Below are 13,925 nucleotides of genomic sequence, written 5' to 3' on the forward strand. Positions count from 1 at the left end.
GCCACCTCCGGGTGGCTTTTTTTATGGGCGCAATATGGCTATAGCAACCGCTATTAAAGGCCGCAAGGGCGGCAGTTCAAGCTCAAGAACTCCTACAGAACAGCCAGACGATCTGCAGTCAGTAGCCAAGGCAAAAATCCTTCTCGCGCTGGGAGAGGGGGAGTTTGCTGGTGGCCTTACTGCGCGCGATATTTATCTCGATGGCACCGCACTTGAGAACGCAGATGGTTCACAGAACTTCAGCGGTGTGGCGTGGGAGTTTCGTTCTGGAACTCAGGCGCAAAAATACATTCAAGGGATCCCGGGTACCGAAAATGAAATCAATGTAGGTTCCGACGTTTCCAGCTCTACAGCGTGGACGCGCACGTTCACCAACACGCAGCTTTCAGCTGTTCGCCTGCGTCTAAAATGGCCCTCGCTTTTCAAACAGGAGGACGACGGCGATCTGGTCGGTTACTCGGTTAATTATGCGATTGACCTGCAGACGGACGGCGGCACATGGCAGACGGTACTCAATACCAGCGTGACCGGCAAAACGACATCAGGTTACGAACGCAGCCACCGTATCGATTTACCTCAGGCTGGCAGCACCTGGACAATCCGCTTGCGTAAGATTACCTCTGATGCAAACAGCGCGAAGATCGGCGACACGATGACGCTGCAGAGCTTCACTGAGGTGATTGACGCCAAACTGCGCTATCCGAACACCGCGCTACTGTACATCGAATTTGATTCGAGCCAGTTCAACGGCTCAATACCGCAAATTTCCTGCGAGCCTCGCGGGCGAGTTATTCGTGTGCCCGATAACTATGACCCTGAAACACGAACGTACAGCGGCACCTGGACGGGCGCATTTAAGTGGGCATGGACGGATAACCCTGCGTGGATATTTTACGATCTGGTGGTCACTGACCGCTTCGGCCTTGGTAATCGGCTAACGGCAGCCAATATCGACAAATGGACGCTTTATCAGGTCGCTCAGTATTGTGATCAACCGGTACCGGATGGTAAGGGGGGGAGCGGAACTGAACCTCGTTACACCTGCAACGTATACATTCAGGATCGGAATGACGCTTACACCGTCCTGCGTGACTTCGCCGCCATTTTCCGAGGCATGACCTACTGGGGAGACGACCAGATTGTTGCCCTTGCAGACATGCCCAGAGATGTCGATTTTACCTACACGCAAGCTAATGTCGTTGACGGCAAATTTGTGTATTCCAGCAGCACAACCAAAAGTCGCTACACGAACGCTCTTGTATCCTGGTCTGATCCGGCAAATGGGTATGCTGATGCAATGGAGCCCGTCTTCGAGCAGGCTTTGGTGGCGCGCTATGGTTTCAACCAGCTTGAGATCACCGCCATCGGTTGCACCCGGCAGTCAGAGGCTAACAGAAAAGGGCGCTGGGGGATCCTGACCAACAATAAAGATAGGATTGTAACGCTTGAGGTTGGTCTGGACGGCAATATCCCTCAGCCTGGCTACATAATTGCTGTCGCTGACCGAAATATCTCTGGCCGAGATTTAGGTGGTCGATTATCCGCGGTTAATGGTCGCGTCCTCAAACTTGACCGGGTGCCAAGTGCTAAGGCCGGTGACAGGATAATGGTAAACCTGCCGTCGGGTATCACCCAATCCCGAACGATTCAGTCCCTGTCCGGCGAAATGGTTACCGTGACAACCGCCTTTAGTGAACCTCCGCAGGCTGAGGGTGTATGGGTTATTGAATCTGATGAACTCTATGCGCAGCAGTACCGGGTAATAAGTGTCACCGATAACAATGACGGGACATATACCATCACGGGTGCAAATCACGATCCGGATAAATACGCCCGAATCGATACGGGTGCCATCATTGACCAGCGGCCGGTTAGTGTGATCCCTCCAGGTAATCAGTCGCCGCCAGTCAACATCGCGATCAGCTCGTTTTCGGTGATTCAGCAAAATATCAGCGTCGAAACCATGCGCGTAAGCTGGGACAAGGCACAAAATGCCATCGCCTATGAGGCGCAGTGGCGCCGCAACGACGGGAACTGGGTTAACGTGCCGCGCAGCTCCACCACGTCATTCGACGTCCCGGGGATTTACGCCGGACGGTACCTAGTGCGCGTGCGAGCTATCAACGCAGCGGAAATTTCTTCCGGGTGGGGATATTCAGAAGAGAAGACGTTGACCGGCAAAGTGGGCAATCCGCCCAAGCCAGTGGGCTTTATGGCTACGGCCATCAACTGGGGTATTCGTCTGAACTGGGGGTTCCCGGGAAACACCGGCGATACACTCAAAACAGAAATCCAGTACACGGCCAACAGCGATTTTTCCGATCCGTTGCTGCTATCGGACGTACCTTATCCATCTACTGAATATACCCAGCTCGGGCTAAAAGCCGGGCAGGAGTTCTGGTATCGCGCGCAACTGGTAGACAGAACGGGTAACGAGTCCGGTTATACCGACTGGATCAGGGGGATGTCTAACGATAACGCCGATGATTATCTGGGTGAAATCGCAGACGATTTCCTTACCTCGGCCGACGGCGACCGCTTGACCAGCGATATTGATACCAATCTTGAAGCCACAATGCAGAACGCGCTGGCCAACCACGGAACAGTTGAACATCAATGGGCGCAATACGGAGAGGTTCGAGCCGATATTCTGGTTGTGAAAACGACTATTGCTGAGGTGGACAGGGCAATGGCCGAAATGTCGACACAGGTGCAGGCGCAGATCGACAACGTCACCGCGTCCCTGGAAGACAAGCTTACAGCCGTCGTCGATGCCTCCGGCGCTTCGGCAATCTACACCCTCAAAACAGGGGTAAGGATAAACGGCGTGATGTACAACGCCGGGATGTCGATTGCTGTGCTTGCTGAGGCCGGGAAACCGGTAGTTACCCGTGTTGGTTTTAACGCTAATCAGTTCGTGCTGATGAGTGGCAATGGTGATACCCAGTATTCACCTTTCGCGGTGGTTAATGGTCAGGTCTTTATCAGTTCTGGTTTTATTCAGGATGGCACGATCAGCAACGCCAAAATCGGCAACTTCATCCAGTCCAATAATTACGTTGCCGGACAATCCGGATGGAAACTGGATAAAGGGGGTACTTGGGAAAACTACGGCAGTGACGGGCAGGGCGCAAGAAAGACCACAAACGTTACTGACAGCATCAGGGATGCGAACGGCGTCCTGCGCGTACAGATTGGAAAACTGACAGGAGTATTCTGATGTCATGGGGAATACAAACATGGGATGCCAGCGGAAGGCCTAATAACTATGGCATTAAACCAGTATCGGTAGTAGGCCGCATTCCACTTGCAGCAGGTCAGAACTCAGGTTCCTGGAGTTTCACTGTACCAACAGGTTTTAAAGTTGGTTTTGTTGTTTCTCTTGATGAAGGAGGTAACAGCGTAGGGCGCAGAATAGTTGCAGCAGGTAACTCAATAACTGTGACGCCCGCATCTGACACTGGGCTTGGTAATTATCCAGCCTCAAAATGTGAGCTGATCATTTTTATGGAGAAGGCATAGTGTCTGACTTTGGCGCAATGATTTTAATGGATAATGGGAATCCCTTCGTCACTCCGCAATCAACGCCTTTCTGCCTCTACGGGAAATACTCATTTAATTCCTCAGCTAATGGCAGCTCCCAACAGGTGGCACAATATCTTTCGGTGCCTGCCGATTATCCGGTAATGGTGTTTATCAAAACTACTGATACGGCGCAGCCGACACCCGTCATGTCATATCGCATCGGAGGAAATGTCTATATTAGTGGCGTAAATCCCTATAACCAGAGCTTTACGCTTACAGCATATGTATTTGCAATATTTCCTCAAACACTTCCTGCGTGGGGATTTGCTATCTGGGATGCCTCCGGTAAGCTTGTTCTGACGAACGAATCAAGGGTGCTTTCTGATCTACAAACTGTGGGGAGTCCTGGTGCAAGTGGTGGGATTAACATTGACCAGACACTGTCCGGGTCGTGGGCTGTCGCTCCGGCTCAGCTTGGTCAGACGATTATCGTTAATAACTCCACTCAGCCCCCAACTATCTACACTATAAATGCCTATTCATCGTGTAGGTTTAATGGTGGCAGTACGAGAATAAACGCAGGTGGTACATCTACCGGAACTGGCTCACCAGGTGGAGGAACCAACACAGGAATTTCTTTGACCGCTATCAATACGGCTGCATTTGATTAAATGATCGTTTAAAACGATCGATGTATTGATATTGATCTGTTTAATCTATTTTCATTAATCTCCCCGTCAGGTTAATTTTTATAAAAATAATTACCTCAGGGCAAAATAATGAAAAAAATATCAGTCATGTTTCTTTTTTGCAGTCTTCTTTCTGCTTGCTCATCCAATCTCCTTGAGAAGCAGAATCCAGTATGTGAGGCCGTAATAGTTGTCGGTGGACAAGAACAGACTGTTCAGGTCTATGGTGTGAGGCGAGTAGCAAATCAGATTGAATACAAAGCTGGATATCCTTTCAACTGGCGATGGGTAAGTAAAAACAACTTTACCGGCTCGACCTGTACAAAATGAACAAAACAAGAACCCGCCGAGGCGGGTTTTTTATTATCTGAATTCAGGAGTATTTTATGTCGGCAGGCACCATCACCCTGACAAACGGGTCTGCTATTGTTGGCGGTTCCGGAACCTCATTCGCAACTGAACTCGCTGCAGGTGATTTTATTGTCTCCACTGTTGGCGGCGTGTCGTATACATTGCCCGTAAAATCGGTAGAGAGTAATGCGCAACTTACGCTGGTCAGCAACTTTACCGGGCCGACACAATCCGGAGCGGCCTGGTCAGCGGTCCCGCGCGTGGCGCTGAATATGGTCACTGCTGCGCTGGTGGCGCAAAGTGCTGAAGCGCTACGTGGACTGAATTACGACAAACAGAATTGGCAGCAGGTTTACAGCGCGGCCGGAAACATCACAGTGAAGCTGTCAGACGGCACTACCTTCACCGGCCCGTCATGGAAATACCTGTCTGACAATATGGCGACTAAGAGCGGCGGGGCAGTGCCTGTTAACCAGGGTGGTACCGGATCGACAACCGCATCAGGCGCTCGCACAAACCTCGGTTTAGGCACATTCGTTACCCAGGAAGATCAGAGCATCGTCTATGGCCCGTCGCAGGATCATGCGCTTGTCGTACGAAAAGACGAATGGGGCGTCGTTGTTTCGGATAATGGTAATCCGGTACCACTCGGAACCCGTTATGGTGGAACGGGTGCAACCACCGGAGATTACTGGGGGGCCTGTACTAACATTGGAGCCATAAGACAAAAGACAGCACGGTTTGCGCCTGGTGATACACCGACGAACATTTACTGGAAAAACAGCACCGGCTTCATTACTGGACAGGTTGAAGGTGGGGCCGTAGGGGCATGGATTGATATTACCTCTGCCGATGAAGCCGCCCGAATGCAGTTAATCGGTTTTTATGGCGACAATAATGGTAAACGTGGGTTCGGTTATAAGGTCTATAACCCCAACTCTCAGTCCTGGTACAATCTCGCCGTAGTGCGTGATACAAGCAACACAACCGTAGATAGCAACGGGTTTATCAAAATCGCGTCACCAATCGTGAAGATTTACGGTGACGGACGGTATGAAACTAACGATGAAACAGAAGGCGTTACGGTCACTCGTCTGGATGTAGGCCAATATCTCATTGATGGGTGCGAAGCACTCAATTCTGATGCTGTCTGGGGCGGCATTAATGGTGGTTTTGATATCCCCACAGACCGCAACAAACAGCCCCTGATCTGGCTGGATTATGAGGTTAATGCTGCCGGTTCAGTGTTAGTGAAAACCTATCACCGCACGCATCCAGACGCACCATCATTTGCCAGAAATGAAAAGGACGGAGTGAGTAATGGCGATCCTGTCGACATTCCGCGCGACCAGTTTGTGTCCGTTCGTGTCGAAATGCCGGCTGATTCCTTATACAACAAAAAACACAGAGCTGCAGAGCAGGCCCTCACTGCCGATAAAGTTGAATAAAGGTCGGTTTAGGAAACAGCGCGACCAGGGACGTTGGCGCAGCGGCGGGAACGGTCGCCGCCGGCGATGATTCGCGCTTAAATACTGTCGATCAGAAAGCGGGTGGGAAAATTACGAGCCCAATTACAGTCCAGCCAGGGATTAACGGTAACCCCGGATTTGCCATCAATTCTGGGGATAATGGTGGCGGTGGATTGATGAATAACGGCATCAGCCTGGTCGTTGCCAGTGGCTATAACCCAAATACAGGTAATTACGTCAACCTCATCAAAGGCACCTGGTATACAGGAGAATGGTCTTTCGGAGGAGCTCGTGGTGGCGGGGCTAATTTTGATAATGTCACACTGAACCTGAAAGGGTCGAATCAGGAGGGGATGGTCACTTGGGTTTTCCATTCCAATGGCGCTGCCACAGGCAATTGGGTAACAGCATCTGACGAGCGTATCAAAGAAAATGTAACGGTAATCGCTGATCCACTTATGAAAATGCAGCAGCTTCGAGGCGTTGAATGGGACCGCCTCGACACTCCTGCGCATGGGTATGGCTTCATAGCTCAAGAAGTTGAGAAGGCTTTTCCTGACGCTGTAAAATCTTATGGGAAAACAACCTTACGAAATGGAACAGAGATTGAGGATGTAAAATCTGTTGATACGTTTGGTGTTGCCGCGGCTCTTCACCATGAGGCGATCCTTGCTTTAATGGTGAAAGTTGAAAACCTTGAGCTTCAACTAGGAATATCTTAACTCGACCTGCCTTCGATTTTGTCGTTAAGTTCTTTAATGGCCTGGAGGCAAAGGGCGATAACACCTGCATATTCCACCGTATAGCTGCGCTTACTGTCATCTCTTTTTCTTGTCAGTTGCTGGGTGAATGTCACCTCACCAGCCTCATTAACTTCTTCAACGGACTCATACTGATCATGATCTTCAAATACTGACCCGACAGCCTCCGGCAGAACTTTGATGAGTTCCTGGGCAATAACCCCAGCAGATGGAAGACCGCTATCCTTCCAGTTGAATGTCACTCCACTTAAGCTCATTACTTTGTCGAGTGCGTTCTCGATGGCTTTGACATCGTCTTTTTTATCCGCATCTGAAGTCTGTGTCAGTGATGCGCAGGTGATATTTCCAGGGGTAATAAATCTATCTCCCCGCATTGCGAAATATTTTTCTGTGCCGGGTTTGGCTGCCTGGGTTGTGACAAATACCAGATCACCATAATTTTCGCAGAAGGAGTAGGACATACTATCCAGAGAGCCCGGATACTTGAACGCAAACACTCCGAAACTGCTGGACTGAGTAATGACATTTATTGAACCAGTGGCATTTAAAGCAGATGAAATCGTGCCTCCTGATTTTCCGTTCACCGTACCCAGCCGTGAATCATCTCCGGCAGCCACCGTTCCCGCCGCTGCGCCGACGTCCTTGGTGGAGCTATTTCCTAAACCGACGTTTTATAGATTGCTCTCGAGCAGCCTGGCCGATAACTTCACCTGATTTTTTTGCAGAAATAACTGGGTGAAAAACATGCAAATTGGCTATGTAAGGGTGTCAACAAATGACCAAAATACGGATCTTCAGCGGCAAGCACTCGAACGCGCAGGATGTGAACAGATTTTCGAAGAAAAAATGAGCGGAACAGTGGCGAACCGGCCAGCGCTCAAAAAGCTTCTTAGGACATTGACTGAGGGGGATACGCTGGTGGTCTGGAAACTGGATCTCCTTGGGCGCAGCATCCGTAATCTGGTGCTTCTGGTGGACGAACTACGGCAGCGCGGGATCCACTTTAAGAGCCTCACGGACAGTATCGATACATCCAGCCCTATGGGGCGCTTTATCTTTCATATCATGTCGGCCCTGGCGAAAATGGAGAGGGAGTTGATTGTGGAACGCACCCGGGCAGGTCTGGCTGCAGCTCGTGAGAAAGGGAGAATCGGCGGCAGGCGTCCTAAGCTTACCCAGGAACAATGGGACAAGGCGGGCCGATTGATTGCAAACGGCCTGGATAGGAAGCATGTAGCGATAATTTATGACGTTGCCGTCTGCACGCTTTATAAAAAATTCCCTGCTTCAAAACAGGTTTAAATCTGCTCACATAGAAGTGCGGCAATAAAATTTACAAAACTCATAATCCGAAGAGACATAGAAACTTAGAAACGAAACGGCGAAGCTTTAAACAGTCATGATAGGTCCTCTGTCTTGCATGGATACCCAAACGAAACTACTGTATGTAAAAACAGTGTTTGAGGTGTGCAATATGGAATTTATCAGGCCTGCAGAACTGCGAGAAATTATCGCTCTCCCGCTTTTCAGTGACTTAGTTCAGTGTGGTTTCCCAAGTCCCGCAGCTGATTACGTTGAACAGCGTATCGATCTCAATGAGTTACTTGTCGCTCACCCGAGCTCCACATACTTCGTTAAAGCCGCTGGCGATTCAATGATCGAGGCCGGGATCAGCGACGGTGATTTGCTGGTGGTGGACAGTTCGCGCACAGCTGAGCACGGTGACATTGTCATCGCCGCGGTGGAAGGGGAATTTACTGTTAAACGCCTGCAGCTGCGTCCAACTGTCCAACTCATCCCAATGAATAGCGCCTATAGCCCGATTGTTGTAGGCAGCGAAGATACGCTCGACGTTTTCGGCGTTGTTACTTTCATCGTCAAATCGGCGAGCTGAGTATGTTTGCGCTCTGTGATGTGAATTCGTTCTACGCATCATGCGAGACGGTGTTTCGGCCCGATTTGAAAGGGCGACCGGTTGTCGTTCTCTCGAATAACGATGGCTGTGTAATCGCACGCAGCGCCGAGGCCAAGGCCGCTGGAATTACAATGGGAGAGCCTTTCTTCAAGCAAAAGGACTTATTTCGGCGCGCTGGGGTTGTTTGCTTCAGCAGCAACTACGAGCTGTACGCAGACATGTCGAACCGGGTAATGACGACGCTTGAGGAAATGAGCCCCCGCGTCGAAATTTACAGTATCGATGAAGCTTTTTGCGACCTGACTGGCGTTCGCAACTGCCGGGACCTGACTGACTTCGGGAAAGAGATCCGCGCTACGGTTCTAAAGCGTACGCACCTGACAGTTGGGGTCGGCATCGCGCAGACCAAAACCCTCGCTAAGCTCGCAAACCATGCCGCCAAAAAATGGCAGCGGCAAACGGGCGGGGTAGTGGACCTATCCAATCTTGATCGCCAGCGCCGACTGCTTGCTCTGGTTCCGGTGGAGGACGTCTGGGGCGTCGGCAGGCGCATCAGTAAGAAGCTGAACGCCATGGGCATCAAAACGGCTCTCGACCTCTCAGAGCAGAGTACGTGGATTATTCGAAAGCACTTCAATGTCGTCCTGGAGCGAACTGTCCGGGAACTGCGCGGCGAACCATGTCTGGCTCTGGAGGAGTTTGCACCAGCTAAGCAGGAAATCGTCTGCAGCCGGTCATTCGGCGAACGCGTTACTGAGTATGAACAGATGCGCCAGGCTATTTGCAGCTATGCCGCCCGTGGTGCTGAAAAACTGCGGGGTGAACATCAGTACTGCCGCTTTATCTCTACGTTCGTGAAAACCTCTCCCTTTACGCTTAACGAGCCGTATTACGGTAACAGTGCGTCCATGAAGCTTCTCACCCCCACTCAGGATTCTCGCGACATCATCAACACCGCTGTAAAGTGTCTGAACAAAATTTGGAAGGATGGCCACCGGTACCAGAAGGCAGGGATCATGCTTGGGGATTTTTTCAGCCAAGGCGTGGCCCAGCTCAACCTGTTCGATGAGAACGCGCCGCGTGCTGGTAGCGAGAGGTTGATGGAAGTTCTGGATTATCTGAACGGGAAAGATGGAAAGGGAACGCTTTATTTTGCCGGGCAGGGCATACAGCAGCAGTGGCAGATGAAACGGGATATGTTATCTCCACGGTATACTACGAGGTATTCAGACCTAATAAAAGTTAGATGATCCTTTAAACGGTATATTCATTCGAACCTAATTATCGGCAATTATCGGCTATGAGTATTAAGATTAATATGTCTACTACTATGCTTTTGTAATGTAAATAAGCCCCTGCAATTATACAGGGGCTTATGGGTATGATGCCGGGTGCCTCCCGGTGAGTCATTGAACTAACCACTCGTGACTCGCTGCTTCAGAAATTCAGGATGAGCCGCTGGATATACAAATCATCAGGTTAATTAGCCCTGCCGCTGAGGAGGATTCATCATTAAACCGAATGTAACAGCAATGCTTAGCAAATGATACAATATTTACTGATGTGCCTCATGATTTTCTTTCGCAGTTTTCACGGTCACGGAATTTTCAGATGGTGAAGGTTAAAATATCGATGTTCATTTTTTTACTTTAAGTCTTGAGACAAAGGTTAAGGTTTTATCTTCTGGGCAAATCATTAGAAAAATTGCTGTGGGAGATTTTTCTAAACGTGTAATTCCATGCAGCATCTGGTAGAGTCTTTTTTTTAGTTTTTCTGCTCCATCTTTTTCAGACTCCCACTCTAAAACTGCCTGACCCTCTGAGCCAATGAATGCATGGGATGGAAGTTTGACACCTCGGTTTGACTTACTTGAATAGTTTCGGTCATGCAAGAGACCCAAGATAAGAGGGTTGATATTATTATCTGAGAATGGGGCTTCAAGAACTATTAATACTGTGTAATGCAGAATTTTCATGGAAGCCTTATGGTTGCCTCAGCAATAAAGTCATATTGCCATGGTGTTGGATGTACATGTCTTAATTATAAATGTTTGTGTGGGGGTAAAAAAAGCCTGCGTTAAGCAGGCTATAATAATTAAACGTAGTTATAATAATGATTTCATGAATGTCTGCGTTGAATCCCTAGCGTCAAAGATACTTCTGCGCCGCATCTAATATTTCCTGAGAGGTAAGCTCTCGATCTGATGCCACATGGACCACTTCATGGTCACCTGTTAAAGAGGGAAAACCTGCTGACATTATCTGAAGGTTTATCACTTCTCCATTAGGATATTCTTCGCGTATTGATGTCACACCTTTAAGCACAGTGATGACTTTACTTGGCTTACCATTAAAAAAAATGATTACTTTTTTCATATATCACCATGTATTTTGAGGGTTTCTAGCCCCTGCAGGTGGTCGAAAGAGTTCTGTTTGTTCATTTTTTTTGCCTCTTTCGAAATTAAAACAAGCATTATACTTTCTTAACGTGTACTGTAACGGTCCATTTGAACTGGAGAAGTCTATGTCTGCACGTAAAAACACTCAATTCCGCCGAAATTATTTAGTAAAATGTCCCTGTCCAAACTGCTCAAAAGATTCCGAACATAGTTACAATCGTGTACAAAAGGGGGCTCAGTTGGTGTGCCCATACTGCTGTGCTTTGTTCAAATCTTCCCAGCGCTTCTAAAAAAATTATTAAAAAAAAAGAAGTGATGCTTTTGGAGGCTGCCTAACCTCTTACGCACTTTAGTATTTTATAAGCAGTTAGCTTCTGCTTTGAGACTGTTCATGCAGCAGTCCTGCATTTCATCACATCGGTCAGCAAACTTGATGGTAAGTAAATATGCTGGCCTGTTGTAATGATGTGAGTAACCGAACATCACCTTTCACTGATAAAGTCATGCTGGCTTAAGCAAACCATCTAAAAATTATCTATCGCAAAGTGTTACATTGGCAGCGATTGGACCTTTAGTTCCAGCTATGATAGCGAATTTGACTTTTTGTCCTTCAAAAAGAGTATTAAATGTTTCTCCCAGCAGGGAAGAAGTGTGAACAAGAACATCTTTACTTCCATCGAGTGGGGAGATAAAGCCAAACCCCTTATCTTCGTTAAACCACTTAACAAGACCTATGATTTTAGATGACATACAAACTCCGTTTGAACATTTCAAACTGACAAGCAAGCTCATGATAAGAAACGTATGCTGGTATATGTATGGACTCAAGAGGAGGGATATCAGAGATAACACCTAGTTATGAGAACGGCTTTTGGAAAAGTTAGATTCATCATCGCACCGAATCAGCCAAACCATTAAGGCACGTGTTGAATGATTAAGCAAATTTTATCTTAGCCTTCTAGAAGGCCGTTAAAATAGTGTTAGCTATTATTAACTGATCCTGTATAGTGAAATCTGGATTACCATTAGGAAAATATTTGTCTCGTAAAATGACAGGAATTGTCAAAAGTTTTGACTTCAAGAGCGGAAAGGGATTGATTATCCCATCAGATGGCAGAAAAGATGTTTTTTTGCATGTTTCTGCGTTAAGTAATAGTGAAAGCCAAACGTTAAATCCAGGTGTTCGTGTTGAATTTTATCGTATAAATGGACTTAGTGGTCCGATGGCTGCAAATATATTTCTTTCTTAAAGTAAGATAATATTGAGCCAAATATAAAGTGCGCATCAAAAGAACTGCAGATTATATATCTGCTTGTTCTATCAATTTTCTCCCCTGATTTTTTCCATTTCCAACATCACGGGCCACCGCATGCCAGATAAACTTGTCGGTTGGTACAGCGCCGTCGGCCGCTATCTCTTGAGCTTCTTTCCCTCCAACGTCCTGACGCATCCATTCCCTTGCTGCTACTGCTGACAAAACCAGTGGCCGACGGTCATGAATATCCACCAGGCCTTTGTCAGCTGCAGATGTCACTATCAGGAAACCTTCAGATTCATCGCCGCGCTCGAACGGCGTGCTGCCGATTGCAGCCATGAAAATAGGCTGACCGTCTGCCCGGTGAATGAAGTAGGGCTGTTTCTTGTCGCCTTCTTTCTTCCATTCAAACCACCCATCGGCAAAGCAGATCGCCCGGCCATGTTGCCAGAGAGGTTTGAACATTCTACTGGTGGCCGCAGTTTCGACGCGCGCGTTAATCAATGGCGGCTTATCCCACCACCCGGGCGCGTAGCCCCAGAGCACCGGATCAGGATGCAACTGCTCGTCGCGTTCGCTCAACAGCAGTACTTTTGTGCCTGGCGCCACGTTGTAACGTCCGATCGGTTCGGGGTCATAGGCGATGTTGCGATCTGCTTCATCGGCCAGGTATGCCAGATATTCTTCACGGGTTTGGGCTTGGGCAAAACGTCCACACATAGAATCCTCCAGTCGGATGTCAGACTGAAAGTATAGGCACAGATAAGCACGCTAAATGGGGACCAATGTATTGCCTGCCTATCTACCTGCAGTTAAAGCATGGGTTCAACGATCGCTTTATTGAAAATTCCTGTTTCAATAACTTCACTGTGAAGGCTGTGAGGGACGATAATTGGAATTTTTATACCAGGATAAAGTTGAGTAAGAGCGAGGGTTCTGTGCCGACCATCCATAATTCGGAATGGCGAGGTCATCTCCGGATACTCGACCATACCGTTGGCAATGTAGCTTTTAACTTTGTGCCAGCGAATTGGGTCGATGTTAAATGCCTCATCCCCCATGCTTTCCAGAATTTTTAACCCATCGGCAAAAATGATGCATCCACCCTCTTGAGCAAACACAGGAGGTAGAATGAAACGAATGTCGCTGAACTTAGGGTAGACAAACGGTTCATCGTCTTTTGGGATGTCGTTAAAGGATCCAAATCTGAATTTACCGAGGTGAGTGTGGAGGAATTCCTCCGGAAGGCGAGAGAATAATTGTTTCATAGAAGTCCTTCTCAAATGTCATAAGGGGAGTGAAGTAATGCCATGCAAACACGCAGTAATCAAAAAAATAGCGCGCGCCGATTAAGTCATACAACTCATTCACGGTGATTATGCGGTTGGGAGTTGGGGGCAGTAAAGCAGGAGGTTTAAAAACGTTGAAACGTGTTCGCAAATCAGCTAGTCGAATCAGAATTTTGGGGGCAAATTTGGGGGCATTTTGAATGAAGGGACACCGATAGGGGCACAAAAAAGACCGTGTATGTCCGTAGATGTCCGTAAAACGTTTTGGGCTA

17 protein-coding genes are annotated in these 13,925 nt (G+C 48.3%); 11 read left to right on the top strand and 6 right to left on the bottom strand.

Annotation, left to right across the window (positions count from 1 at the left end; translation table 11 throughout):
* Positions 1 to 34 precede the first annotated feature (34 nt).
* The 6 genes from LA04_RS14465 to LA04_RS14480 all read left to right on the top strand — a co-directional run bounded on the left by LA04_RS14465 (position 35) and on the right by LA04_RS14480 (position 6,756).
* Complete coding sequence (locus tag LA04_RS14465) at positions 35 to 3,220, top strand: host specificity protein J (protein ID WP_047652158.1); 3,186 nt, start codon at positions 35 to 37, stop codon at positions 3,218 to 3,220.
* The gene (locus LA04_RS23680; RefSeq protein ID WP_072015537.1) at positions 3,220 to 3,522 is read left to right on the top strand and encodes a hypothetical protein; all 303 of its coding nucleotides are present in this window, start codon (positions 3,220 to 3,222) and stop codon (positions 3,520 to 3,522) included. Before LA04_RS14465 ends, LA04_RS23680 begins: the two co-directional genes overlap by 1 nt.
* Complete coding sequence (locus LA04_RS23685; protein ID WP_047652159.1) at positions 3,522 to 4,196, top strand: hypothetical protein; 675 nt, start codon at positions 3,522 to 3,524, stop codon at positions 4,194 to 4,196. The genes LA04_RS23680 and LA04_RS23685 overlap by 1 nt, the downstream gene beginning before the upstream one ends.
* A gap of 108 nt (positions 4,197 to 4,304) precedes the next feature.
* Positions 4,305 to 4,544, top strand: a complete 240-nt coding sequence (gene cor, locus LA04_RS25030; protein ID WP_072015538.1) for a phage exclusion lipoprotein Cor — start codon at positions 4,305 to 4,307, stop codon at positions 4,542 to 4,544.
* Positions 4,545 to 4,600: 56 nt separating this feature from the next.
* A complete protein-coding gene (locus LA04_RS14475; protein ID WP_047652160.1) occupies positions 4,601 to 6,013 on the top strand; it encodes a phage tail fiber protein in 1,413 nt (470 codons plus the stop codon).
* A 197-nt stretch (positions 6,014 to 6,210) separates the two neighbouring features.
* Positions 6,211 to 6,756, top strand: a complete 546-nt coding sequence (locus LA04_RS14480; protein WP_235211338.1) for a tail fiber domain-containing protein — start codon at positions 6,211 to 6,213, stop codon at positions 6,754 to 6,756.
* Here LA04_RS14480 and LA04_RS24825 read toward each other — a convergent pair.
* Complete coding sequence (locus LA04_RS24825; RefSeq protein WP_081957708.1) at positions 6,753 to 7,412, bottom strand: tail fiber domain-containing protein; 660 nt, start codon at positions 7,410 to 7,412, stop codon at positions 6,753 to 6,755. The genes LA04_RS14480 and LA04_RS24825 overlap by 4 nt on opposite strands.
* Before the next feature lie 127 nt (positions 7,413 to 7,539).
* On the opposite strand from LA04_RS24825, the gene LA04_RS14490 reads away from it, so the two are divergent.
* From LA04_RS14490 to LA04_RS14500, 3 genes are all read left to right on the top strand, one after another.
* Positions 7,540 to 8,097 carry a recombinase family protein gene (locus LA04_RS14490; protein ID WP_047652193.1) on the top strand — a complete coding sequence of 186 codons (558 nt, stop codon included), beginning with the start codon at positions 7,540 to 7,542 and terminating at the stop codon, positions 8,095 to 8,097.
* Between the two features lie 172 nt (positions 8,098 to 8,269).
* Positions 8,270 to 8,689 carry a translesion error-prone DNA polymerase V autoproteolytic subunit gene (locus tag LA04_RS14495; RefSeq protein ID WP_047652162.1) on the top strand — a complete coding sequence of 140 codons (420 nt, stop codon included), beginning with the start codon at positions 8,270 to 8,272 and terminating at the stop codon, positions 8,687 to 8,689.
* Between the two features lie 2 nt (positions 8,690 to 8,691).
* Positions 8,692 to 9,960 (top strand): Y-family DNA polymerase, encoded by a 1,269-nt coding sequence (locus LA04_RS14500; RefSeq protein WP_047652163.1) that lies wholly within the window; start codon positions 8,692 to 8,694, stop codon positions 9,958 to 9,960.
* Positions 9,961 to 10,346: 386 nt separating this feature from the next.
* Here the strand turns inward: LA04_RS14500 and LA04_RS24470 are convergent, their stop codons facing one another.
* A complete protein-coding gene (locus LA04_RS24470; protein WP_126327659.1) occupies positions 10,347 to 10,685 on the bottom strand; it encodes a hypothetical protein in 339 nt (112 codons plus the stop codon).
* A gap of 172 nt (positions 10,686 to 10,857) precedes the next feature.
* Positions 10,858 to 11,085, bottom strand: a complete 228-nt coding sequence (locus tag LA04_RS14505) for a phage protein (protein ID WP_047652164.1) — start codon at positions 11,083 to 11,085, stop codon at positions 10,858 to 10,860.
* A 148-nt stretch (positions 11,086 to 11,233) separates the two neighbouring features.
* Between LA04_RS14505 and LA04_RS25035 the strand changes: the two genes are divergently transcribed.
* Entirely contained in the window at positions 11,234 to 11,398 is a 165-nt protein-coding gene (locus tag LA04_RS25035; protein ID WP_213729873.1) for a YnfU family zinc-binding protein, read from the top strand.
* Positions 11,399 to 11,639: 241 nt separating this feature from the next.
* Here the strand turns inward: LA04_RS25035 and LA04_RS14510 are convergent, their stop codons facing one another.
* Positions 11,640 to 11,858 (bottom strand): cold shock domain-containing protein, encoded by a 219-nt coding sequence (locus LA04_RS14510; protein WP_042719078.1) that lies wholly within the window; start codon positions 11,856 to 11,858, stop codon positions 11,640 to 11,642.
* 287 nt (positions 11,859 to 12,145) lie between these two features.
* On the opposite strand from LA04_RS14510, the gene cspF reads away from it, so the two are divergent.
* Positions 12,146 to 12,358, top strand: coding sequence for a cold shock-like protein CspF (cspF, locus tag LA04_RS23695; protein ID WP_072015539.1), 213 nt, complete (start codon positions 12,146 to 12,148; stop codon positions 12,356 to 12,358).
* Positions 12,359 to 12,409: 51 nt separating this feature from the next.
* Here the strand turns inward: cspF and LA04_RS14515 are convergent, their stop codons facing one another.
* On the bottom strand, positions 12,410 to 13,084 hold the full coding sequence (locus tag LA04_RS14515) for an SOS response-associated peptidase (protein ID WP_047652165.1): 675 nt from the start codon (positions 13,082 to 13,084) through the stop codon (positions 12,410 to 12,412).
* Between the two features lie 92 nt (positions 13,085 to 13,176).
* Positions 13,177 to 13,632 carry a hypothetical protein gene (locus LA04_RS14520; RefSeq protein WP_052119554.1) on the bottom strand — a complete coding sequence of 152 codons (456 nt, stop codon included), beginning with the start codon at positions 13,630 to 13,632 and terminating at the stop codon, positions 13,177 to 13,179.
* Positions 13,633 to 13,925 lie beyond the last annotated feature (293 nt).

Origin of the sequence: Enterobacter sp. UCD-UG_FMILLET (assembly GCF_000762975.1) — a bacterium.
GTDB lineage: Bacteria > Pseudomonadota > Gammaproteobacteria > Enterobacterales > Enterobacteriaceae > Enterobacter > Enterobacter dykesii.

Excerpts from the sequence above, each read along its gene's own strand:
- LA04_RS14465 (WP_047652158.1), top strand. The coding sequence starts at position 35 with ATGGCTATAGCAACCGCTATTAAAGGCCGCAAGGGCGGCAGTTCAAGC.
- LA04_RS23680 (WP_072015537.1), top strand. The coding sequence starts at position 3,220 with ATGTCATGGGGAATACAAACATGGGATGCCAGCGGAAGGCCTAATAAC.
- cor (WP_072015538.1), top strand. The coding sequence starts at position 4,305 with ATGAAAAAAATATCAGTCATGTTTCTTTTTTGCAGTCTTCTTTCTGCT.
- LA04_RS14475 (WP_047652160.1), top strand. The coding sequence starts at position 4,601 with ATGTCGGCAGGCACCATCACCCTGACAAACGGGTCTGCTATTGTTGGC.
- LA04_RS14480 (WP_235211338.1), top strand. The coding sequence starts at position 6,211 with ATGAATAACGGCATCAGCCTGGTCGTTGCCAGTGGCTATAACCCAAAT.
- LA04_RS14490 (WP_047652193.1), top strand. The coding sequence starts at position 7,540 with ATGCAAATTGGCTATGTAAGGGTGTCAACAAATGACCAAAATACGGAT.
- LA04_RS14495 (WP_047652162.1), top strand. The coding sequence starts at position 8,270 with ATGGAATTTATCAGGCCTGCAGAACTGCGAGAAATTATCGCTCTCCCG.
- LA04_RS14500 (WP_047652163.1), top strand. The coding sequence starts at position 8,692 with ATGTTTGCGCTCTGTGATGTGAATTCGTTCTACGCATCATGCGAGACG.
- LA04_RS24470 (WP_126327659.1), bottom strand. The coding sequence starts at position 10,685 with ATGAAAATTCTGCATTACACAGTATTAATAGTTCTTGAAGCCCCATTC.
- LA04_RS14505 (WP_047652164.1), bottom strand. The coding sequence starts at position 11,085 with ATGAAAAAAGTAATCATTTTTTTTAATGGTAAGCCAAGTAAAGTCATC.
- LA04_RS25035 (WP_213729873.1), top strand. The coding sequence starts at position 11,234 with ATGTCTGCACGTAAAAACACTCAATTCCGCCGAAATTATTTAGTAAAA.
- LA04_RS14510 (WP_042719078.1), bottom strand. The coding sequence starts at position 11,858 with ATGTCATCTAAAATCATAGGTCTTGTTAAGTGGTTTAACGAAGATAAG.
- LA04_RS14515 (WP_047652165.1), bottom strand. The coding sequence starts at position 13,084 with ATGTGTGGACGTTTTGCCCAAGCCCAAACCCGTGAAGAATATCTGGCA.
- LA04_RS14520 (WP_052119554.1), bottom strand. The coding sequence starts at position 13,632 with ATGAAACAATTATTCTCTCGCCTTCCGGAGGAATTCCTCCACACTCAC.